We start from the raw sequence: 20,910 nt of genomic DNA on the forward strand, positions 1-20,910 counted from the left end.
GTTGCGCCCTCGGCGGATGCCAGAGGGAGCCGCCGCCCGTCACCTCCGAGACTAGACACTTGCGAGGCCCGGCGGCAGTGTGCGGACGCCGCCGCCGCGGCTCACCGTACCGGGGGTTGCATGCGTCACCGTACCGGGGGTTACACGTGCTCCACGGGGAGTACCGGCTCGCCCCGGGAGAGCTGGGTCGCGGACATCGGCAGCCGGGCCCGGGCCGCGCGGTGGCGTTCACGGGCGGCGTCCAGGGGCTCGCGGCCGACGACGGTGCCCCGGTCGACCAGCTTCACCTGGACGAGGTGCTCGGCCAGCTCGGGCGGCACCTCGCCGGTGCCCACGATCTCCGCCGTGGCGACCCCGTCCGCGTCCACCGGCCGGGCGGCCCACTTGGCGCCGCCGATGGAGGTCTTGCCGCCGGTCGACCGCTTGGCCACCGGACGGAGCGGTGCCCCGGGGGTGTCGGAGTCGGCGCGGGCCACCAGTTTGTAGACCATCGAGCAGGTCGGGTGCCCGCTGCCGGTGACCAGCTGGGTGCCCACGCCGTAGGCGTCCACCGGGGCCGCGGCCAGCGAGGCGATGGCGTACTCGTCCAGGTCGCTGGTGACCACGATCCGGGTCCGGTCCGCGCCCAGCTCGTCGAGCTGCTGGCGCACTCGGTGGGCCACCAGCAGCAGGTCCCCGGAGTCGATCCGGACGGCGCCCAGCTCCGGGCCGGCGACCTCGACCGCGGTGCGCACCGCCTCGGCCACGTCGTAGGTGTCCACCAGCAGGGTCGTACCGCTGCCCAGGGAGTCGACCTGCGCGGTGAAGGCGTCCCGCTCGGTGTCGTGCAGCAGCGTGAAGGCGTGGGCGCTGGTGCCGACGGTGGGGATGCGGTAGCGGAAGCCCGCTGCCAGGTCGGAGGTGGTGTCGAAGCCTCCGACGTAGGCCGCCCGGGCGGCGGCCACGGCGCCGAGTTCGTGGGTGCGGCGGGCGCCCATCTCGATCAGCGGGCGGTCGGCCGCGGCCACCGCCATCCGGGAGGCCGCGGCCGCCACGGCGGAGTCGTGGTTGAGGATGGAGAGGATCACCGTCTCCAGCAGCACGCACTCGGCGAACGTGCCCTCCACCCGCAGGATCGGGGAGCCGGGGAAGTAGACCTCGCCCTCCGGGTAGCCCAGGATGTCGCCGCCGAAGCGGTAGTCGGCCAGCCGTTCGAGGGTCGGCTCGTCCACCACCCGCGTCTCGCGCAGGAAGTCGAGCAGTTGGCCGTCGAAGCGGAAGTTCTCCACCGCGTCCAGCACCCGTCCGGTGCCCGCGACGACACCGTAGCGGCGACCCTCGGGCAGCCGGCGGGTGAAGACCTCGAAGGCGGAGCGGCGTTCGGCGGTCCCGGCGCGCAGCGCGGCCTGCAGCATGGTCAGCTCGTACTGGTCGGTGAAGAGCGCGGTGGACGGCACCTCCACCGGCAGCCCCGTCTCCATCCGCCGGGCGTGTTCCTGCCGGGAGTCGTGCGGGGGCTGCCCCCCTGGGGAATCCAGCACTGCTGCCTCACCTCGTGTGTTCGGGTCGGTCGCTGCGAGCGTACCCCGGATCTCGTCAGCCTGACGATATACGGGGCTCGGGGGAGCTGTTTGGGCGCCCCCGGGTGCCGAGTGGCAGCATGGGACCCGTGAGTGTCGCCCCCACGGAGATCGAGCGCCCGGAGACCACCGAGGAACCCGTAGAGGTTCCCGAACCGGATGTGCCCTGGGTGACCGTCGTGCACAACGACCCGGTCAACCTCATGAGCTACGTGACGTACGTGTTCCAGGCGTACTTCGGCTATTCGAAGGAGAAGGCGAAGAAACTGATGCTCGACGTCCACCACAAGGGGCGCGCCATCGTCTCCAGCGGGACCCGCGAGGAGATGGAGCGCGACGTGCAGGCCATGCACGGCTACGGTCTGTGGGCCACGCTCACCCAGGACCGCTGATGGCCGGGCACTTCGAGCCGACCGGGGACGGCGGCGCCGCCATCGCGCTGGACGAGGTGGAGATCTCGATCCTGCGCAGCCTCGCGGTGCAGCTCCTGGAGCTGATCGGCCCGGGCAGCGAACCCGCCGACCAGCCGCAGCCCCCGCAGGATGCCGGGTCCTCCGGTACGGCGGGTGGCGCGAGCATGGAGGAGGAGCTGGCGGGCATCGAGGCGGTCTCCTGGCCGCCGTTCGCCGAGGGGTCCAGCGAGCCGCCCGCCGACCCGGTGCTGGCCCGGCTCTTCCCCGACGCCTACGGTCCCGGCCCGGCTGCCGCGCCCGCCGAGGACCTGGAGCCCGGCAGCGGCGAGGCGGCGCGGGCCAAGCAGGACCGGGCCGCCTCCGCTGAGTTCCGCCGCTACACCGAGAACGACCTGCGGGCCCACAAGCGGGCGGCCGGGCTCGCGGTGGTTCGGGCGCTGGACGGGCTGACGCCGGGGGAGCGGGGCGCCGTGCTCACCCTGACCCCGGAGCAGTCCCAGCAGTGGCTGGGCGCGCTCAACGACCTGCGGCTGGCCATCGGCACCCGCCTCGAGGTGAGCGACGACAGCGACGACGAGCTCTACCGGCTGCCCGACAGCGACGAGCGCAAGCCCATGGTGATGGCCTACCTGTGGCTGGGCGGTCTGCAGGAGACCCTGGTGGAGACGCTGCTGCCGGGTACCGGCGAGGACTGACGCGCTCCGGAGGAAGCCACCGCTTCGGCGGCCCCCGCACGGGGGCCGCCGAAGCGCGCTCGGCCGGTTCCTGACGCGGAATCCCGGCCGGCTCCTGGCACGGCCCGGTGTGGCCCGGGAGCAGCGGGCCCGGCACGGCATAGCCATGACGGGTGCGCCTGGTGTCCGCGCCGTTCACCCGGTCGGGTATTCGTGCGCGGTGCCGGACGGCCCCCGCGCCGCACGTCGGCGCGGTGCACCCTCCGAGGCGACCGCCAGGGCGGTCCGCCGCGCCGCCTCCCGGGCCCGGCCGTCTCCGTCGCCTCCGTGCCGTGTCTCCTGCGTCGCCGACCGCTCCGCGTGGTACGTCTCCCCACGTCCGGCTGCGGCCCCGGGTGCCGCCCCTGCCGCACGGCGGCGCACGGCGGCGCACCGCGGGCCGGCCGCCTGCCCGGACGACTCCGGCCGGGGATCGGGCGCGATCCGGAGCGGGCCGGACCGGCACGGCGAAAGGCGCACCAGATGACCTCCGAGGTCGAGGACCACGATCCGGTACCGGACCCGACGTCCGGCACCGCGGCGGAAGCCGCCGGCGGCGCGACTCCCGGCAGCGGCTCGCCGGAGGGCTACCGGCGGGGGCTCGGCGGCCGGCAGATCCAGATGATCGCCATCGGCGGCGCCATCGGGACCGGGCTCTTCCTGGGGGCGGGCAAGTCCATCCACAAGGCCGGACCGAGCATCATCCTGGCGTACCTCGTCGCGGGCGCCGTCATCTACGTGATCATGCGCGCGCTGGGCGAACTGCTGATGTACCGCCCGGTCTCCGGCTCGTTCTCCGAGTACGCGCGCGAACTGCTCGGGCCCTACTGGGGGTTCGTCACCGGCTGGACCTACTGGCTCTTCTGGGTCGTCACCGGCATCACGGAGGTGACGGCCGCCGCGACCTATGTGAACTACTGGTGGAGCGTCCAGCCGTGGATCTCCGCACTGGTGTTCACCGTCGCCCTCTACGGCATCAATCTGATCTCCGTGAAGCTCTTCGGGGAGCTGGAGTTCTGGTTCTCGATGATCAAGGTGACCGCGATCGTCGGCATGATCCTGATCGGCCTCGGGGTGCTCACACTGGGCTTCTCGCAGGCCGGTGACACCGCGTCGGTCGGCAACCTCTACCAGCACGACGGGGTCTTCCCCAACGGCGTCGGCAGCACCCTGATGACGCTGCAGATCGTGATGTTCTCGTTCCTCGCCGTCGAACTGGTCGGCGTCACCGCGGGCGAGGCCGCCGACCCGGCCAAGGTACTGCCCCGGGCGATCCGCACCGTGCCCTGGCGGATCGCGCTGTTCTACATCGGCTCGCTGGCCGTCATCCTCTCGGTCGTCTCCTGGACCGCGTTCGAGCCGGGCACCAGCCCGTTCGTCGCCGCGTTCCAGCGCATCGGGCTGCCCGCGGGCGCGGCCGTCGTCAACTTCGTGGTGCTGACCGCGGCGCTCTCCTCCTGCAACTCGGGGATGTACTCCACCGGCCGGATGCTGCGCGACCTGGCACTCAACGGCCAGGGCCCGAGGCTCTTCACCCGGCTCTCCGGCACCGGGCTGCCGTTCGTCGGGACCACCGCCTCGGCCGCGCTGATGTCGGTCGGCGTGTGGATCAACTACGAGTGGCCGTCCAAGGCGTTCGACTACGTCGTCTCCTTCGCCACCATCTCCGGCATGTGGGCCTGGATCATGATCCTCTGCTCCCAGCTGCGCTACCGGGCCAGGGCCGACCGGGGCGAGCTGCGCCGCTCGGACTTCCGGATGCCCGGCGCGCCCTGGACCGGCATGGCGGCCCTGGCCTTCATCTTCCTGGTGATCGCGCTGATGGGCTTCGACCCCGACGCCCGGGTCTCGCTCTACGCCGCACCGATCTGGGCGCTGCTGCTGACCGTCTCGTACTTCGTGGTCAAGGCCCGCACCCCGCACGTCTTCGCCCGGCCGGCGCCGCCCGTGCCCCCGGCCGAGCAGCCGGAGCAGCCCTGAGCGGCCCCGGCCCCGGACGCCGCCGCTGACCGCCCGCGCCGGGCACCACTGCCACGCCCGCCCGCCCGGGCCCCCGCCCCGTCCGCCCCGACCGGTCCGACCGCCCCGACCGCCCCGACCGGTCCGTCCGGCCCGGGCAGCCCTGTCCGGCGGGTGCCGCCGGGCGCGTGCTTATCCTTGCCCCCATGCTGACCATCACCCAGGAGCTGCACGACCGGATCGTCGCCCACGCCCGCGCGGACCACCCGGACGAGGCGTGCGGTGTGATCGCCGGACCGGTCGGCAAGGGCCGTCCGGAGCGCTTCATCCCGATGCTGAACGCCGCGCGCTCGCCGACCTTCTACGAGTTCGACTCCTCGGACCTGCTCAAGCTCTACCGCGAGATGGACGACCGGGACGAGGAACCGGTCGTGATCTACCACTCGCACACCGCGACCGAGGCGTACCCCTCTCGGACGGACATCTCCTACGCCAACGAGCCCGGTGCGCACTACGTGCTCGTCTCCACCGCCGAGTGCGGCAACGACGAGGGGCCCTTCTCGTTCCGTTCGTTCCGCATCGTGGACGGCGAGGTGACCGAGGAAGAGGTCGCGGTCGTCGAGAGCTACTGAGCACCTGCTCAGCGACCCGTCACCCACCATTCTGAGACGCCTCCGTCCGCATCATGAAACCGGCATCCGATTTCCCGTCCGGGAATCGTTACGATGAGCCCATGGTTGTCCCCGACGTGAGCGCATTCGAGAAGGCCCCGGGCAGCGTGCTCGTGGCGCGCCTGCACGTCGACCTGTGCCGCCTCGCCAGCGCGATCTGTCCGCTGTCCTGACGTGCGCCCCCTCGGGTGCCGCGCTGCGCGCCCGGGCCCCGTCAGCCCCCTGCCCGCGGTACGGGGCATGCGCGCGCAGCCCGCCCGCCGAACAGCCAGCCCTCTTTCCTCTCCGACGGGAGCTCTCTCATGGCCATCGAGGTCCGCATTCCGACCATCCTCCGCACCTACACCGGCGACCAGAAGGTCGTCGAGGGCACGGGCGCCACCATCGGTGAACTCTTCACCGACCTGGAGAGCCGCCACACCGGCATCCAGGCGCGCCTGGTGGACGGCGGCGAGCTGCGCCGGTTCGTGAACGTCTACCTCAACGACGAGGACGTGCGCTTCCTCGACGGCATCTCGACCCGGCTCGGCGACGGGGACAGCGTCACGATCCTCCCGGCCGTCGCCGGGGGCTCCGGTGCGCGGCCGGCCGGCCGACGCCTGGGCATGCGCTGATGCGCTACGACTCCCCGCTCGAGGCGGTCGGCAACACGCCTCTGGTGCGGCTGGCCCGCCTCTCGCCCTCCGAGGAGGTGCGGATCTGGGCGAAGCTGGAGGACCGCAACCCGACGGGTTCCATCAAGGACCGTCCGGCGCTGCACATGGTCGAACAGGCCGAGAAGGACGGCCGGTTGCGGCCCGGCTGCACCATCCTGGAGCCGACCTCCGGGAACACCGGCATCTCGCTGGCCATGGCGGCCCGGCTCAAGGGCTACCGCATCGTCTGCGTCATGCCGGAGAACACCAGCGAGGAGCGCCGCCAGCTGCTGGCCATGTGGGGCGCCGAGATCGTCTCCTCGCCCGCGGCGGGCGGCTCCAACACGGCGGTCCGGGTGGCCAAGGAACTGGCCGCCGAGCACCCGGACTGGGTGATGCTCTACCAGTACGGGAACCCGGACAACGCGGGCGCGCACTACGCCACCACCGGCCCCGAGATCCTCGCGGACCTGCCGTCCGTCACCCACTTCGTGGCGGGCCTCGGCACCACCGGCACCCTGATGGGAGCGGGCCGCTATCTGCGCGAGCACCGTCCGGACGTGAAGATCGTGGCCGCCGAGCCGCGCTACGACGACCTGGTGTACGGGCTGCGCAACCTGGACGAGGGCTTCGTGCCCGAGCTCTACGACGAGTCGGTGCTCACCACGCGCTTCTCGGTCGGCTCCGCGGACGCGGTGACCCGCACCAGGGAACTCCTCGCGCAGGAGGGCATCTTCGCCGGAGTCTCCACCGGCGCCGCGCTGCACGCCGCGATCGGGGTGGGCCGCCGGGCCGTGAAGGCGGGGGAGAGCGCCGACATCGTCTTCCTGGTGGCGGACGGCGGCTGGAAGTACCTGTCGACCGGCCTGTACACCGCCGAGTCCGACGAGGACGCGGTCGCCGCCGTCCAGGGCCAGCTCTGGGCGTAGCGGCACGGCCCCCGGCGGTCCGGGGCCGGTCCCGGTTCCGGCACCCGGTCAGTCGGCCAGGTGCCGGACCCGCTCCCAGGTGTCCGGGTCGACCTCGCCGCAGCGGGTGAGAAGCCGGCCGAGTCCGGCCTCGGCCAGGATCTCCGGCTCCAGATAGGCGGGACCGGCCGCGGCGTCCTCCGGAAGCACCGGAAGATCGGTGGGCTCCGGCGTGAGCCGGGCCAGCCGGGCGCCGTCCGTGCGCACCGCCAGGACGAGGAAGAGCGGCTCGCTGCCGTCCGGCAGGCTGGTCCGCCAGATCTCCCCGGGCCGGGGGCGCGGCGCCGCCCGCTCGGCCCGCGGCTTGCCGCCCCGGCCGCCCGGGTCCGCGGGGCGGCGGGGGCCCAGCCGGCCCCGGCCGTCCACGAGCGCCGCCACGAACGCGAGCAGCACGACGCCGCCGAGCGCCAGCCACCACCTGGTGTCCATTTCCGTTCCGCCTCCGCCGCGCCTGCGAGGTGTCCGGGGTGTCCCTCCCGACACCGTGCGGCGTTTGCGCGGGGACCGCCCGGGGAACGACGCTACCCCGGGCTGGTGATTCCGCCCACACCGCCGCCGCATCGAGGAGCCGACCCGACCCGCGCGGCTTACGCTCGGAAGTCCCCTCGTCAACCAGATGGGGACTTCTCCCGCAGCCGTCAACGGAGGTTCCCGCTCCATGAAGCTCACCGTCGTCGGCTGTTCCGGGTCGTTCCCGTCCACGGAATCGCCCTGTTCGAGCTATCTCGTCGAGGCCGACGGCTTCCGGCTGCTCCTGGACATGGGCAACGGCGCGCTCGGTGAGCTGCAGCGCCACTGCGGGCTCTACGACCTCGACGCGATCGCGCTCAGCCATCTGCACGCGGACCACTGCATCGACATGTGCGGCTACTTCGTGGCCCGCTACTACCGCCACGAGGGCGGCCGTTGCGCTCCCCTCCCGGTGTACGGCCCGCCCGGCACCGAGCAGCGGCTCACCACCGCCTACGCCGACACCCCGTCCGAGTCGTCGATGAGCGAGGTCTTCACCTTCCGTACGCTCACGCCCGGCGGCGGCTTCGAGGCGGGTCCCTTCCGGGTGCGCACGGAGCGGGTCGAGCACCCGGTCGAGGCGTACGCGTTCCGCGTCGAGCACGAGGAGAGCGGGCGGGTCCTCACGTATTCGGGTGACACCGGGCCCAGTCCGGCGCTCGAACTGGCGGCGCGGGACGCCGATCTGTTCTTGTGCGAGGCGTCGTTCACGGACGGCAAGGAGCAGATCCCCGGTCTGCATCTGAACGGACGGGAGGCCGGGGAGGTCGCGGCCCGGGCCGGTGCGGGGCGGCTGGTGCTCACCCACGTACCGCCGTGGACGGATCCGCAGATCAACCTGCGGGACGCGAAGGCGGTCTTCGCCGGGCCGGTGGAGATGGCCCGGGCCGGTGCGGTGTACGAGGTCTGAAACCGACCGGCGTGCCGCGGCGGCGGATGCCGCGCGGCACGCCGGCGCCTGTCACTTGGTCAGGTCCTCGACCTCGTCGTCCGGTTCGCGGCCCGGGGTCTTGATGTCCAGCTTCACGATCAGGAAGCGGAAGATCACGTAGTAGACCGCAGCGAAGCACAGTCCGATCGGGATGATCAGCCAGGGTTTGGTGGCCAGGCTCCAGTTGATGGCGTAGTCGATGAAGCCCGCGGAGAAGCTGAAGCCGTCGTGGACTCCGAGCGTCCAGGTCACCGCCATCGAGACGGCCGTGAGCACCGCGTGCACCACGTACAGCACCGGTGCGATGAACATGAAGGTGAACTCGATCGGTTCGGTGATGCCGGTGACGAACGAGGTCAGCGCGAGCGAGACCATCATGCCGGTCACGGCCTTGCGGCGGTGCGGCTTGGCGCAGTGCGCGATCGCCAGCGCGGCGGCGGGCAGCCCGAACATCATGATCGGGAAGAAGCCGGACATGAACTGGCCCGCGCTCGGGTCGCCCGCGAAGAACCGGGCGATGTCGCCGTGCACGACGTCCCCGGAGGCGTTCGTGAAGTCACCGAGCTGGAACCAGGCGACCGTGTTGAGGAACTGGTGCATGCCCACCGGGATCAACGCCCGGTTGATCAGGCCGAAGATGCCCGCACCGGTGGCGCCCAGCCCGGTCATCCACTCGCCGAACGCGGTGATGGCGTCCCCGATCGGTCCCCAGACCAGGGTGAAGGCCACGCCGACGACGAGGCCGACGAAGGCCATGATGATCGGCACCAGCCGGCGGCCGTTGAAGAAGCCCAGCCAGTCCACCAGTTTGGTGCGGTGGTAGCGCTGCCAGACGACCGCGGCTATCAGCCCCATCAGGACGCCGCCGAGCACTCCCGGGTCGTTGTAGACGGCCGGGGTGTCCTCGCCCGCCTTGACCACGGCCTCGTGGACGGGGAAGGCCTCCAGGACGTTCTTGTAGACGAGGAAGCCGACGAGCGCGGCGAGCGCCGTGGAGCCGTCGGACTTCTTGGCGAAGCCGATGGCGACGCCGATGCAGAACAGCAGCGGCAGGTTGTCGAAGATGGCGCCGCCCGCGCCGGCGAACGCGGCGGCGACGTCGTGCCACTTCAGCCCCTCGTCGCCGAAGACGTCGGGCTGGCCGAGCCGGTTGAGGATGCCTGCGGCGGGGAGGACGGCGATGGGCAGCTGCAGGCTGCGTCCGACCTTCTGCAGTCCTTGGAACAGTCCGGAGCCCCGCTTCTTCGCGGGAGCAGCGGTGTCCGTGCTCATGGGGGTGTTCCTCCAGGTGGGGCGGGTGCTGCACAGGGAGGAGGCAGCCCGCTGGTGGTCTAGTCCACGTAGTGGTGTAGACCATTAGTAGCACGGCCCCGGCGCACGGCGGAACGGTCTCTTCCGGGTGATCTGGGCAACGTTCGGCCGCTGCCCGGTGCCGCCGAAGCCGGCACCCGGCAGCCCCGCTCCCGGCGGCTCGCCGGGTCTCGTCACCGGCGCCCGGTGCGGTGCCCTGTCCAGGCGGCGAGCCGGACATCTCCCGGCGGCCGGGCAGGCGCACCGGCCGGCTCGCCCGCTACGGGGTCAACGCCTTGCGCGCCCGGCGCCGCCCCCTCGGCGGCGCCGCCCTTTCGGCGGCCGACTTCCCGCGGCCCGGAGCGGCACCGCCGCGCACCCGACCGGGCCGCCGCCAGCTGTCCGGCCGCGCGGCCCTGTGCCGCGGCCCACTCGTGCCCCGCGGCTCCGGCGAAGTGCTCTCGCTCCACCGCGCACCCGCGCCGCTCGGCGGTCGCGCCGCCGCCGTCGGCGCAGGCGCAGGCGCCGGCTTCGCGTGCAGCGCCGCTACCGGGTGACGTCGTTCTCGATCTCCTCTGCGATCTCCTCCGGCTCCCGCCCGGGAGTCTTGAGATCGAACACGGAGATCACGACACGGAAGATCACGTAGTAGACCACCGCGAAGCACAGTCCGATCGGGATGATCAGCCAGGGTTTGGTGGCCAGGCTCCAGTTGATGACGTAGTCGATCAGCCCCGCGGAGAAGCTGAAGCCGTCGTGCACGCCGAGCCCCCAGGTGAGGGCCATCGAGACGCCCGTCAGCAGGACGTGGATGACGTACAGCACCGGGGCCACGAAGAGGAAGGAGAACTCGATCGGCTCGGTCACCCCGGTGACGAACGAGGTCAGCGCCGTCGAGAGCATCAGGCCGCCGACGACCTTGCGGCGCTCCGGCCGGGCCGCGTGCGTGATGGCCAGTGCGGCGGCGGGCAGCGCGAACATCATGATCGGGAAGAACCCGGTGAGGAACTGCCCGGCGTCCGGGTCGCCGGCCAGGAAGCGGTTGATGTCGCCGTGCACGATCTCGCCGTCCGGCTTCTTGTAGCTGCCGAACTGGAACCACATGAAGGTGTTCAGGAACTGGTGCATCCCGATCGGGATCAGTGCCCGGTTGGCGATACCGAAGATCCCCGCGCCCCAGGCGCCCAGGTCCGACATCCACTTCGAGAAGCTGGTGAGCCCGTCGCCGACGGGCGGCCACACCCACTGGCACAGCACCGCGAAGACCAGCGCGACGAAGGCCATGATGATCGGCACCAGCCGGCGGCCGTTGAAGAAGCCCAGCCAGTCCACGAGCTTCACCCGGTGGAAGCGCTGCCAGAACCACGCGGTGAGCAGCCCGACGATGATGCCGCCGAACACCCCCGGGTTCTGGAAGGAGGCGGCACCGGCCGCGGTGCTGTCCTTGGCCAGGCAGGTGCCCAGTTCGGCGTCGTAGCTGGTGCCGGAGGGGCAGTCGGGGAACTGCTGGAGGATGTTGTAGTAGACGAGGAAGCCGGCGACGGCGGCGAGCGCGGTCGAGCCGTCCGCCTTCTTGGCCATGCCGATGGCCACGCCCACGCAGAACAGCAGCGGCAGTCCGAGCGCCGAGTCCAGCAGCGCGCTCCCCGCGCCGAGGAAGACCTTGGCCACATCCGTCCAGCCCAGCCCGTCGTCGCCGAAGATGTCCGGCTGGCCGAGCCGGTTGAGGATGCCGGCGGCGGGGAGCACGGCGATGGGGAGCTGGAGGCTGCGGCCCATCTTCTGCAGGCCCTGGAAGAATCCGGAGGTCCACTTCCTCCCCGGCCCGGCTGCGGCGTTGGCGCTCACGGCCCCTCCTGACTGGTCGGCCGCTCGTCCGCCGACCGGGCGACTGACGCATACTGGTGTAGACCACTACTGGATGCGGGAAGTCCGCCGTGCGGCGGCTGACGCCCTCGCGGCACCAGTAAGCGTCATCATTCGCCAGACAGCGCACCGGCGCGCGCAAAGCTGGGCTGATCGTGGGCTAACGTGACAAAAGATCCACCGATGCCAGCAACGCCACAGCGTCCACCGGGCGGGAACACAGGAGAAGGACATGGCCAGCAAGGCTGAGAAGATCGTCGCCGGACTCGGCGGGCTCGAGAACATCGAAGAGGTCGAGGGCTGCATCACCCGCCTCCGCACCGAGGTCGGCGACCCCTCCCTCGTCGACGAGGCCGCCCTCAAGAGCGCGGGCGCCCACGGCGTGGTCAAGATGGGGACCGCGATCCAGGTCGTCATCGGCACCGACGCGGACCCCATCGCAGCGGAGATCGAAGACATGATGTGAGCCGCACCCCGGCCGGCCACGTCCGCCGCCCGGCGGCCCCCGGCACCCCACCCGGCACCCCGGAGCGGAGCCGGGAGCCCGAACCGGGGGACCGTGGGGCGCGCGCGGCCCGGGCGGTCGAACGGCCCGGCCCCGGCGGCGCACCGGCCCCGTACCGGGCCGGACCGGCGGCCCGGGGCCGCGTTCGGCCCGCGCCCCCGGCCGGGGATACGCTCGCCCCCATGTCACGTATCGACGGCCGTACGGCCGAGGAGCTGCGCCCCGTCACGATCGAGCGCGGTTGGAGCAAGCACGCCGAAGGCTCCGTCCTGGTCTCCTTCGGCGACACCCGGGTGCTGTGCACCGCCAGCCTCACCGAGGGCGTGCCCCGCTGGCGCAAGGGCAGCGGCGAGGGCTGGGTCACCGCGGAGTACGCCATGCTGCCGCGCGCCACCAACACGCGTGGCGACCGCGAGTCCGTGCGGGGCCGGATCGGCGGCCGCACCCATGAGATCTCCCGCCTCGTCGGCCGCTCGCTGCGGGCCGTCGTGGACTACAAGGCGCTGGGCGAGAACACCATCGTGCTCGACTGCGACGTCCTCCAGGCGGACGGCGGCACCCGCACCGCGGCCATCACCGGCGCCTACGTCGCACTGGCCGACGCGGTGGCCTGGGCGCAGGAACGCAAGCTCGTCAAGGCCAAGGCGAAGCCGCTGACCGGCACGGTCGCCGCCGTGAGCGTCGGTATCGTCGACGGTGTGCCGATGCTCGACCTGCGCTACGAGGAGGACGTGCGCGCCGAGACCGACATGAACGTCGTCTGCACCGGCGACGGCCGCTTCGTGGAGGTGCAGGGGACCGCCGAGGGCGAGCCCTTCGCGCGCGAGGAGCTCAACGGGCTGCTCGACCTCGCGGTCGCCGGCTGCGCCCAGCTCGACGGCGCGCAGCGCACGGCGCTGGGGCACTGAACCGGAGAGAGCGCCGCCCGGAAATCCGCGCGGTGTGGGGAACTTTGCCCCCGCTTTACGCGTCTGACGGGGTGCGGGCCGCACGTGTCGAACCGTGCGGCCCGACCAGTCTCGGGGAGGGGACGCTGAGGTGTCACGCAGGAGGACCGCTCTGACAGCGGCTGCCGTCACGGCCGTCGTGCTGACCGTACCGGCGGTGGCGAGCTGCTCGGCCGTCGACCGGACACTGGACTGCGCCGGTACGGCGGTGACCGTCGCCCGCTCCGTGGACGACCTCCGGCAGGCCGTCTCCGACGCGGGCGAGGACCCGGCCCAGGCGAAGCAGGCCCTGGACCGGATCGACAAGAACCTCGCCGCGATATCCGAGGAGACGGACGACGGCGACATCGCCGAGTCCGTCTCCCGGCTGCAGAAGGCGGCCGACAGCGTCCGCTCCGACGTGGAGGCCGGGCGCACCCCGCGGACCGGGCCGGTGACCGACGCGGCCGACGAGCTGACACAGGTCTGCACCCCCGGCTGAACCGCGTCCCGGGCGGGGAGATACTGGGTGGCCATGAGCACCCAGCGCCTGATCCTCGCCACCCGCAACGCCCACAAGGTCGTCGAGCTGAAGGCGATCCTCGCCGCCGCGGGCCTCGAACTGGACCTGGTGGGCGCGGACGCCTACCCCGAGGTGCCCGACGTCAAGGAGACGGGGGTGACGTTCGCGGAGAACGCGCTCCTCAAGGCGCACGCCCTCGCCCGGGCCACCGGGCTGCCCGCCGTCGCGGACGACTCCGGACTCTGTGTGGACGTACTCGGCGGAGCACCCGGCATCTTCTCGGCACGCTGGGCCGGCCGGCACGGCGACGACGGCGCCAACCTGGACCTGCTGCTGGCCCAGCTCGCCGACATCGACACCGCACACCGCGCCGCCCACTTCGAGTGCGCGGCGGCCCTCGCCCTGCCCGACGGCACCGAACGGGTCGTCAGCGGACGGCTGCGCGGCACCCTGCGGCACGCCCCCGCGGGCGCCGGCGGCTTCGGCTACGACCCGATCCTGCAGCCCGAGGGCGAGAGCCGGACCTGCGCCGAACTCGACCCGGAGGAGAAGAACGCGATCAGCCACCGCGGCGAGGCGTTCCGCGCGCTGGCCCCCGCCGTCCGGGAACTGCTCGGCTCGGACTGAGGTTCCCTCAGGGTGCGCGAGGGGGGACTCGAACCCCCACGTCCGAAGACACCGGCACCTAAAGCCGTCCCGTCTACCAATTCCGGCACTCGCGCGCGCACGTATCGTACTGCGCCGGTGTGCCCGCGCACCGGGGCGGGGGCGGGCGCACCGGCGCGGGGCCGGACGGTGCCGTCGCCTGCCGGCGCGCCGGGCCCGGCGCGCCGGGTCAGAACGTGGGCTCGTGGTTCTCGGCCCGGGCCAGTGCGCGGGCCTCCTCCGGGGTGCTGACCGAGGGCGGTGAGCCGGCCAGCGGACGCCGGGCCGTCTCCTTCATCAGGGACACCGCGATGATGCCGAGCAGCGCCGCGCCGGAGGCGTAGTAGGCCGGGGCGAGGTTGTCCCCGGTACTGTCCACCAGATAGGTCATCACACCGGGCGCGGTGCCGCCGAACAGCGAGGTCGCCACGTTGTAGCCGATGGAGAGCGAGCCGTAGCGCACATCGGTGGGGAAGAGCGCGGGCAGCGTGGCCGACATCGTGCCCAGCAGGCACACCAGGCAGGCGCCGAGCACCAGCAGCCCGATCAGCACCGCGGCGAAGCTGCCCTGCTGGAAGAGGGCGAAGACCGGGACGGTCAGCACGAAGAAGCCGACCATGCCCGCCATCAGGACGGGCTTGCGGCCGAAGCGGTCGTTGAGGTGGCCGATCCGCTGGATGACCGCCGCCATCGCCACCATCGTGATGATGGCCGCGACCAGCTCCATCGAGTTCTCGTACCCGAGGGAGTCGGTCAGATAGGCCGGCATGTACGAGAGCAGCATGTAGTCGGTGACGTTGTAGGCGGCCACCAGGCAGATGCACAGCAGGAGCGTGCGCCACTGCTCGGAGAAGATTGACTTCAGCTCCCTCTGCGGCATGTTCTCCGAGAGCCTCGGCTCGTTCGCCTCCGCTGCGCCCGCCTCGGGGGAGGGAGCGAGCTGCTCGGCGCGCTTCCGGAAGGCCGGGGTCTCGTCCAGCTTCATCCGCAGATACAGCCCCACGACCCCGATCGGCCCGCCGACCAGGAACGGGATGCGCCAGCCCCAGCGCAGCATCGCGTCGTCGCCCAGCGCGGTGTTCAGCACCAGCACCAGTGCGGCGGCGCCGGTGTAGCCGGTGAGGGTGCCCAGCTCCAGGAAGCTGCCGAAGTAGCCGCGCCGTCTGTCCGGCGCGTACTCCGCGATGAAGGTGGCGGCGCCGCCGTACTCGCCGCCGGTGGAGAAGCCCTGCACCAGCCGGCACAGCAGCAGCAGTACCGGTGAGGCGAGGCCGATGGAGGAGTAGGAGGGGATCAGCCCGATGCAGAAGGTGCCCGCCGCCATCAGCACCATCGTCAGGGCGAGCACCTTCTTGCGGCCGATGCGGTCGCCGAGCGGACCGAAGAAGAGTCCGCCCAGCGGACGCACCAGGAAGGAGGCCGCGAAGGCGGTGAACGAGGCGAGCAGTTGGGTGCTGCCGCCGCCGGGGAAGAAGACCTTGCCGATGGTGACCGCGAGATAGGCGTAGATCCCGAAGTCGAACCACTCCATGGCATTACCGACAGCGGCGGCCTTGGTGGCACGTTTGACCGTCGGTTCGTCCGTCACGGTGATGTCGCTGAGGCGGACTTTCGGATCCCGCCTGCGGCGTACGGCGCGGAAGAGGTACCGGTGCCGCTTGAGCGCGGCCGGATCCGGGGGCTGGTCCTCGTGCTTCATTCCCCATGGGTACCACCCGCTTCACCTCCCTATACGGACCGTTTCCGGAGGCGGCGCACGATCACTCCGAAGCCAGCCCCAGGTCCCTGAGCAGCTTGGCGACGTGCCCGGTGGCCTTGACGTTGTACAGCGCCCGCTCGACCCGGCCCTCCTCGTCCAGGACGACGGTGGAGCGGATGACGCCGGTGACGGTCTTGCCGTAGAGCTTCTTCTCGCCGAAGGCACCGTACGCCTCCATCGTCTCCTTGCCGGGATCGCCGACGAGGGTGACCTTCAGCGACTCCTGCTCCCGGAACTTCGCCAGCTTCTCCGGCTTGTCGGGGGAGACGCCGATGACGTCGTAGCCCTGACCGGCCAGCAGTTCGAGGTTGTCGGTGAAGTCGCAGGCCTGCTTGGTGCAGCCGGGCGTCAGCGCCGCCGGGTAGAAGTAGACGATCACCTTGCGGCCCCGGTGGCCGGCCAGCGAGACCTCCTTGCCGTCGGCGTCCGGCAGCGTGAAGTCGGGGGCGGTGTCGCCGGGCTCGAGTCGTGCGCTCATCGGGGCTCCTTCGTCTCCTGTGGGTTTCCTCCGGCGGCCACCGCGGTACTCACCTGCACATGCGGTACCTCTTCCGCGGTGGTGGCGGGGCCGACCCTGCCCGAGCGTAGCCGGAGGCCGTCGATCGGGGGTGCCGTGGGGCGGCGGCCCCGGCGAGCTGACAGGATGGCCGCTGACACACGGTAGGACGCAGGACTGACAGCGACGGAGGCAGCTCGGTGCCGGAAGCCAGGACCCCCGCGGACATCGAGGCGGACATCATCCGCAGGCGGCAGGAACTCGCCGTCGCGCTGGACGAGATCGCCGTACGCGTTCACCCGAAGACCATCGTCGGCGACGCCAAGGCACGGGCCGCCGCCGCGGTGGACCGCACCGCGGGGCGTGCGTACGTGGTCGCCAACCGTGCGGTGTCCGACGTGCGGGCCCAGTTCGTCAGCGAGGACGGCGCCCCGCGGCTGGAGCGGGTCGTACCGGCCGCGGTGCTGACCGCCGTCCTGGTCGGCGGCGCCCTCACCCTCTCCTCCCGGCGCAGGCCCGGCGGGCGGCGGGCTCGCCGCCACCGCAAGTGAGGCGCTGAGATACGGTCTCCGGGTGAGCCCAAAGACCTCCGCCTCCGCGCACGATGACAAGCTGCCGATCCGGATGCTGCACGACCGTGTGCTCGTACGGACCGACACCGGCGAGGGCGAGCGCCGCTCCTCCGGCGGCATCGTGATCCCCGCCACCGCCGCCGTGGGACGCAAGCTGGACTGGGCCGAGGTGGTCGCCGTCGGCCAGCACGTGCGCACGGTGGAGCCCGGGGACCGGGTGCTCTACGACCCGGAGGACCGCGCCGAGGTCGAGGTGCGGGGAGTCGCCTACGTCCTGATGCGCGAACGCGATCTGCACGCCGTGGCCGCCGAACGCCTCCAGGACACCGACGACTCCACCGGTCTGTACCTCTAGGACCGCCCGAACCGCCCGAACCGCCCGCCGGCCCCGGTGGGTGGCCCGGACCGGTCAACGGTCCGCCCCGGTCCGTGGCCCGCCCGGTCAGTGGCCCGAGGTGGCCTTGAGACCGACCACGGCCACCAGCAGCAGCGCGATGAAGAAGACCCGCGCCGCGGTCACCGGCTCGCCCAGCACCAGCATGCCGACGACGGCGGCGCCCGCCGCGCCGATGCCGACCCAGACGCCGTAGGCGGTACCGATCGGCAGGGTCTTCACGGCGAGGGCCAGCAGCACCATGCTGGTGGCGAACCCGGCGGCGGTCAGCACGCTGGGCCACAGCCGGGTGAAGCCCTCGGTGAAAGTGAGGCCGATCGCCCAGGCCACCTCGACGAGACCGGCGACGACGAGCAGGATCCAGGCCATGACGGCACCTCCGTGAGTTCGACTGCGGGGGTGCGTCGTCTTTCCGGGCCCGGTACGGCGCGTCTCGTCGGGACCGGCCCGCGAACGGAGCCGGTCCCCGGACCGTAGCAAACCGGGCGCCCGGGGGCGGTGGCCCGGCTCACCCGCGGGGGCCCGCGGGGGCGGCCGGGCGCGGCGGGTCACCGCCGCGCGTCACTGGGCGACGGGCCCGGGGCCGGTGGGCGGCACGACGCCCACGAGCCCCCGGGCGAGTGCCGGCTCAGAGACCTCCGGGGTCCCCGGAGGCGCCGTCGCCCCCGGGGCCGCCGTTCCCGTTCCCGCCGACGACGCCGTCCCCGCCGCCGGGGTCACCGCTGCCGCCGCCGTCGGCACCGCCGGTGGCCGGGGGGCTCTGGGGCGGGCTGGACGGCGGCCGGGAGGGCGGGGTCGACGGCGTCGACGGCCGGTCGCTCGGCTCCTCGGGCTGGGAGGGCTCGTCGCTCGGCCGGTCCGACGGGGCCTGGCTCGACGGGTCCGTGCTGAACGGCGGTTGGCTGGGCGACACGTTCCCCTTGCCCGCCGTGTCCAGGTCGAAGTCCTTGGCCGGGCGGCCCTCCAGCGCCTTCTCGGTGTAGGCGGCCCAGATCTGGGTCGGGAAGCCGCCGCCGTTGACCCGGGGCCGGCCGCCCGTTCCGTAGAGCGGTTCCTGGACGTTCGTCTTCGGGTTCTGCCCCATCACCGCGACGACGGTGGACAGGTCCGGGGTGTAGCCCGCGAACCAGGCCGCCTTGTCCTCCTCGGCGGTGCCGGTCTTGCCCGCGGCCGGGCGCCCCGCGGCCTGGGCCGCGGTACCGGTGCCGCCCTGGACGACGCTGCGCAGCGTGGCCGTCGTGGAGTCGGCGGCCTCCCGGGGGACGGCGTGCACGGGGTCGGGGTCGGGCAGGTTGATGACCTCACCGCCGCGGGTGGCCTTCTCCACCATGCTGTAGTGGCCGTGCTTGCCGTGGTTGGCCAGCGTCGCGTACGCCTCCGCCATGTCCAGCACCGAGGCCGTGGTGACGCCGAGCGCGATGGAGCCGTTCTCGGTCAGGTTGGGCGCGTCCTCGGGGATGCCCAGGTCGACCGCGGTCTCCTTGACGTTCTTGGGACCGACGTCGATACCCATCTGCGCGAAGACGCTGTTGACCGACTTGTCCATCGCGGTCGAGACGGGGATCTTCCCGTAGGAGCGCTGGTCCTCGTTGGCGGGCGCGTATCCCGTCCCCCGTCCGTCGCTCACCACCTCGCGCTTGTTGGTGCCGTCGTAGACGGTGTCGGCCCGGATGAGCCGGCCGTCCTGGGTGGTGGAGCGGTTCTGGACGGCCGAGGTGAACAGGAAGGGCTTGAACGTGGAGCCGACCTGGTAGTCCCGGCGGGTCGCGTTGTTCGTGTACTGCTTGGTGTAGCCGATGCCGCCGTACATCGCCACGACCTTGCCGGTCTTCGGGTCGACGGAGGCGCCGCCCGCGCGGACGTAGCTGTCGACCTTGCGGTTCTTGCGGTCCAGCTTCGCCATCAGTTCGTCGTCGACCGCGTCCCGCATGGCCTTCTGCTTCTTCGGCTGGAACGTGGTGGTGATCCGGAAGCCGCCGGCCGCCAGCCGCCGCTCGTCGATGATCTCGTTGCCGATCAGGTAGTTCTTGACCGCGTCCACCAGGTAGCCGCGCTCGCCGGACAGGTTCCGGGGCGGCTTGACCTTGTGCGGCTCGGGGAACTTCATGCCCGTGCGGTCGCTCTTGCTCAGCCAGCCCTCCTTGACCATGCCGTCCAGCACGTAGTTCCAGCGGGCGACGGCGCGGTCCTTGCTCTCCGGATGGGCGCGGGTGTCGTAGGCGTTGGGCGAGTTGACCAGCGCGGCCAGGTAGGCGCCCTCGCCGGCGGTCAGCTTGCTGACGTCCTTGCCGTAGTAGGCGTGCGCGGCCGACTGGATGCCGTAGGCGTTCCGGCCGAAGTAGCTGGTGTTGAGGTAGCCCTGCAGGATGTCGTTCTTGCTGACCTCGTTGTCCAGCTTCAGCGCGATGAAGAACTCCTTGGCCTTGCGGGTGACCGTCTGGTCCTGGCTCAGGTAGTAGTTCTTCACGTACTGCTGGGTGATCGTCGAGCCGGACTGCCGCTCGCCGCCGGTGACCATGTTCCAGCCCGCGCGGGCCATCGCCTGCGGGTCGACGGCGGACTCGTGGTAGAAGTCGCGGTCCTCGGCGGCCAGCACCGCGTGCTGCGTCGTCTTCGGCACCTTGCCGAGGGTGACGTTCTCCCGGTTGACGTCGCCGTCCCGGGCGATCTGGCTGCCGTCCGCGTACAGGTAGACGTTGGTCTGCGCCGCGGCGGCGTCGTTCGGGGCCGGAATGCTCACCAGCAGGTACCCGGCCACGAGCGCGCCGGACACCGCCAGGACGACCAGCAGGAAGGTGCCCAGCACCATCCGCCAGGTGGGCAGCAGCCTGCGCCAGCCGGTACGGCGGCGCTTCTGCTTCTTCATGGCCTTCTTGGCCTTCTTGGCGGCTTTGCCCTGCTCCGCCTCGGGGGTGTTCGCCATGAGACTGCCGCTCTCCTCGGATGCGGGACCGTCCCCGGCCGGGCCCTGCCCCAGGGGAACGGCGGCAGTCGCGGCCGGGTCGGCCGGTGACGGCGGTGCGGGCTTCTCGGGCGGGTCGGACGCCCCCGCCGGAGCGGACTGCCCGGCCGGTTCCGGCTCCCGGGGCGACGCGGGCGCCTCGGGGGTCGCGGGCTGCCCGGAGCGGGCGGACTGCTCGGCCGCGGATATGGAGCGCTCCGGCGCCCCCGGCTCCTCGTCGGCGGTGCCCGGTATTCCGTCCGCGGCGCCCGGCTTTCCGCCCGCGGCGCCCGGCTCCGCACGCTGCGCGCCCGGCGTCCCCACGGGTGCCTCCGGCTCCTCGTCCGGTGAGCCCGGCTGCTCGCCCCGCGCTTCCGGCTCCGGCGCCGCGGACGTCGGAGCGGTGCCCTCCGCGGGCTGCCCCGGGCGCGCGTCGGCCGCCGGGCGCTCCGGCGGGGTCCCCGCGTCCCCCTCGGCAGCCGCGGCGCTCTCGGCGTCGGCCGGGCCCGGCTGCCGCCGGGGGGTCTGCGCTGGCGGGCCGTCCGACTCCGGCTCCCGGCCGTCGGCGTCGCGGTTCGGCTCGTCACTCATGTCTGCAGGGACTCCTCGTCCAATGGCGGGCGATGCTCTTACG

22 protein-coding genes, 1 tRNA gene and 1 riboswitch are annotated in these 20,910 nt (G+C 72.2%); of the genes, 14 read left to right on the forward strand and 9 right to left on the reverse strand.

What is annotated here, in order from left to right; translation table 11 throughout:
- Nucleotides 1-140 precede the first annotated feature (140 nt).
- Nucleotides 141-1,460, reverse strand: coding sequence for a nicotinate phosphoribosyltransferase (locus ACFYNS_RS17835; protein ID WP_360302083.1), 1,320 nt, complete (start codon nucleotides 1,458-1,460; stop codon nucleotides 141-143).
- A 179-nt stretch (nucleotides 1,461-1,639) separates the two neighbouring features.
- Between ACFYNS_RS17835 and clpS the strand changes: the two genes are divergently transcribed.
- The 7 genes from clpS (at nucleotide 1,640) to ACFYNS_RS17870 (ending at nucleotide 6,879) form a co-directional block, all read left to right on the forward strand.
- Entirely contained in the window at nucleotides 1,640-1,951 is a 312-nt protein-coding gene (gene clpS / locus ACFYNS_RS17840) for an ATP-dependent Clp protease adapter ClpS (protein ID WP_019357017.1), read from the forward strand.
- Nucleotides 1,951-2,667, forward strand: coding sequence for a DUF2017 domain-containing protein (locus ACFYNS_RS17845; RefSeq protein ID WP_388603746.1), 717 nt, complete (start codon nucleotides 1,951-1,953; stop codon nucleotides 2,665-2,667). Before clpS ends, ACFYNS_RS17845 begins: the two co-directional genes overlap by 1 nt.
- 501 nt (nucleotides 2,668-3,168) lie before the next feature.
- Nucleotides 3,169-4,665 (forward strand): amino acid permease, encoded by a 1,497-nt coding sequence (locus ACFYNS_RS17850; RefSeq protein ID WP_388603748.1) that lies wholly within the window; start codon nucleotides 3,169-3,171, stop codon nucleotides 4,663-4,665.
- A gap of 185 nt (nucleotides 4,666-4,850) precedes the next feature.
- Nucleotides 4,851-5,276 carry a Mov34/MPN/PAD-1 family protein gene (locus tag ACFYNS_RS17855; protein WP_388603751.1) on the forward strand — a complete coding sequence of 142 codons (426 nt, stop codon included), beginning with the start codon at nucleotides 4,851-4,853 and terminating at the stop codon, nucleotides 5,274-5,276.
- Between the two features lie 101 nt (nucleotides 5,277-5,377).
- Nucleotides 5,378-5,488, forward strand: coding sequence for a putative leader peptide (locus tag ACFYNS_RS17860; protein WP_019357021.1), 111 nt, complete (start codon nucleotides 5,378-5,380; stop codon nucleotides 5,486-5,488).
- A 129-nt stretch (nucleotides 5,489-5,617) separates the two neighbouring features.
- Nucleotides 5,618-5,929, forward strand: coding sequence for a MoaD/ThiS family protein (locus tag ACFYNS_RS17865; RefSeq protein ID WP_019357022.1), 312 nt, complete (start codon nucleotides 5,618-5,620; stop codon nucleotides 5,927-5,929).
- Nucleotides 5,929-6,879, forward strand: coding sequence for a cysteine synthase (locus ACFYNS_RS17870; RefSeq protein WP_360302652.1), 951 nt, complete (start codon nucleotides 5,929-5,931; stop codon nucleotides 6,877-6,879). The genes ACFYNS_RS17865 and ACFYNS_RS17870 overlap by 1 nt, the downstream gene beginning before the upstream one ends.
- A 48-nt stretch (nucleotides 6,880-6,927) precedes the next feature.
- Here the strand turns inward: ACFYNS_RS17870 and ACFYNS_RS17875 are convergent, their stop codons facing one another.
- Nucleotides 6,928-7,347 carry a type II toxin-antitoxin system PemK/MazF family toxin gene (locus ACFYNS_RS17875; protein WP_360302649.1) on the reverse strand — a complete coding sequence of 140 codons (420 nt, stop codon included), beginning with the start codon at nucleotides 7,345-7,347 and terminating at the stop codon, nucleotides 6,928-6,930.
- 229 nt (nucleotides 7,348-7,576) lie between these two features.
- Here ACFYNS_RS17875 and ACFYNS_RS17880 point away from each other — a divergent pair, with 229 nt between their 5' ends.
- Entirely contained in the window at nucleotides 7,577-8,338 is a 762-nt protein-coding gene (locus ACFYNS_RS17880; RefSeq protein WP_360302646.1) for an MBL fold metallo-hydrolase, read from the forward strand.
- Nucleotides 8,339-8,389: 51 nt separating this feature from the next.
- Here the strand turns inward: ACFYNS_RS17880 and ACFYNS_RS17885 are convergent, their stop codons facing one another.
- Nucleotides 8,390-9,631 (reverse strand): PTS transporter subunit EIIC, encoded by a 1,242-nt coding sequence (locus ACFYNS_RS17885; RefSeq protein ID WP_360302643.1) that lies wholly within the window; start codon nucleotides 9,629-9,631, stop codon nucleotides 8,390-8,392.
- 564 nt (nucleotides 9,632-10,195) lie between these two features.
- Nucleotides 10,196-11,497: a PTS transporter subunit EIIC gene (locus tag ACFYNS_RS17890; protein ID WP_360302489.1), complete on the reverse strand. Its 1,302-nt coding sequence runs from the start codon at nucleotides 11,495-11,497 to the stop codon at nucleotides 10,196-10,198.
- Nucleotides 11,498-11,690: 193 nt separating this feature from the next.
- On the opposite strand from ACFYNS_RS17890, the gene ACFYNS_RS17895 reads away from it, so the two are divergent.
- From ACFYNS_RS17895 to rdgB, 4 genes are all read left to right on the forward strand, one after another.
- Nucleotides 11,691-11,981 carry a PTS glucose/sucrose transporter subunit IIB gene (locus ACFYNS_RS17895; RefSeq protein ID WP_272944204.1) on the forward strand — a complete coding sequence of 97 codons (291 nt, stop codon included), beginning with the start codon at nucleotides 11,691-11,693 and terminating at the stop codon, nucleotides 11,979-11,981.
- Between the two features lie 221 nt (nucleotides 11,982-12,202).
- A complete protein-coding gene (gene rph / locus ACFYNS_RS17900) occupies nucleotides 12,203-12,928 on the forward strand; it encodes a ribonuclease PH (protein WP_019357029.1) in 726 nt (241 codons plus the stop codon).
- Between the two features lie 130 nt (nucleotides 12,929-13,058).
- Nucleotides 13,059-13,448: a hypothetical protein gene (locus tag ACFYNS_RS17905; RefSeq protein ID WP_075001515.1), complete on the forward strand. Its 390-nt coding sequence runs from the start codon at nucleotides 13,059-13,061 to the stop codon at nucleotides 13,446-13,448.
- Nucleotides 13,449-13,481: 33 nt separating this feature from the next.
- Nucleotides 13,482-14,096 carry an RdgB/HAM1 family non-canonical purine NTP pyrophosphatase gene (gene rdgB / locus ACFYNS_RS17910; RefSeq protein WP_360302485.1) on the forward strand — a complete coding sequence of 205 codons (615 nt, stop codon included), beginning with the start codon at nucleotides 13,482-13,484 and terminating at the stop codon, nucleotides 14,094-14,096.
- A gap of 13 nt (nucleotides 14,097-14,109) precedes the next feature.
- Here the strand turns inward: rdgB and ACFYNS_RS17915 are convergent.
- The 3 genes from ACFYNS_RS17915 to bcp all read right to left on the reverse strand — a co-directional run bounded on the left by ACFYNS_RS17915 (nucleotide 14,110) and on the right by bcp (nucleotide 16,351).
- Nucleotides 14,110-14,191: transfer RNA gene (locus ACFYNS_RS17915), tRNA-Leu, on the reverse strand.
- A gap of 113 nt (nucleotides 14,192-14,304) precedes the next feature.
- Nucleotides 14,305-15,813, reverse strand: a complete 1,509-nt coding sequence (locus ACFYNS_RS17920; RefSeq protein ID WP_360302482.1) for an MFS transporter — start codon at nucleotides 15,811-15,813, stop codon at nucleotides 14,305-14,307.
- Nucleotides 15,814-15,874: 61 nt separating this feature from the next.
- Nucleotides 15,875-16,351, reverse strand: coding sequence for a thioredoxin-dependent thiol peroxidase (gene bcp / locus ACFYNS_RS17925; protein WP_360302480.1), 477 nt, complete (start codon nucleotides 16,349-16,351; stop codon nucleotides 15,875-15,877).
- 218 nt (nucleotides 16,352-16,569) lie between these two features.
- Here bcp and ACFYNS_RS17930 point away from each other — a divergent pair, with 218 nt between their 5' ends.
- Together ACFYNS_RS17930 and ACFYNS_RS17935 are read left to right on the forward strand one after the other, a co-directional pair.
- On the forward strand, nucleotides 16,570-16,920 hold the full coding sequence (locus tag ACFYNS_RS17930) for a DUF3618 domain-containing protein (protein ID WP_075001511.1): 351 nt from the start codon (nucleotides 16,570-16,572) through the stop codon (nucleotides 16,918-16,920).
- 73 nt (nucleotides 16,921-16,993) lie between these two features.
- Entirely contained in the window at nucleotides 16,994-17,296 is a 303-nt protein-coding gene (locus tag ACFYNS_RS17935; protein ID WP_051271644.1) for a co-chaperone GroES, read from the forward strand.
- Between the two features lie 87 nt (nucleotides 17,297-17,383).
- Here ACFYNS_RS17935 and ACFYNS_RS17940 read toward each other — a convergent pair whose 3' ends face one another.
- Together ACFYNS_RS17940 and ACFYNS_RS17945 are read right to left on the reverse strand one after the other, a co-directional pair.
- Complete coding sequence (locus ACFYNS_RS17940) at nucleotides 17,384-17,704, reverse strand: multidrug efflux SMR transporter (RefSeq protein WP_019357037.1); 321 nt, start codon at nucleotides 17,702-17,704, stop codon at nucleotides 17,384-17,386.
- Nucleotides 17,705-17,733: 29 nt separating this feature from the next.
- A riboswitch (guanidine-III (ykkC-III) riboswitch) is annotated at nucleotides 17,734-17,801 on the reverse strand.
- A gap of 162 nt (nucleotides 17,802-17,963) precedes the next feature.
- A complete protein-coding gene (locus tag ACFYNS_RS17945; RefSeq protein ID WP_388603759.1) occupies nucleotides 17,964-20,867 on the reverse strand; it encodes a transglycosylase domain-containing protein in 2,904 nt (967 codons plus the stop codon).
- Between the last annotated feature and the right edge of the window lie 43 nt (nucleotides 20,868-20,910).

This window comes from Streptomyces sp. NPDC006925 (assembly GCF_042869575.1).
GTDB lineage: Bacteria > Actinomycetota > Actinomycetes > Streptomycetales > Streptomycetaceae > Streptomyces.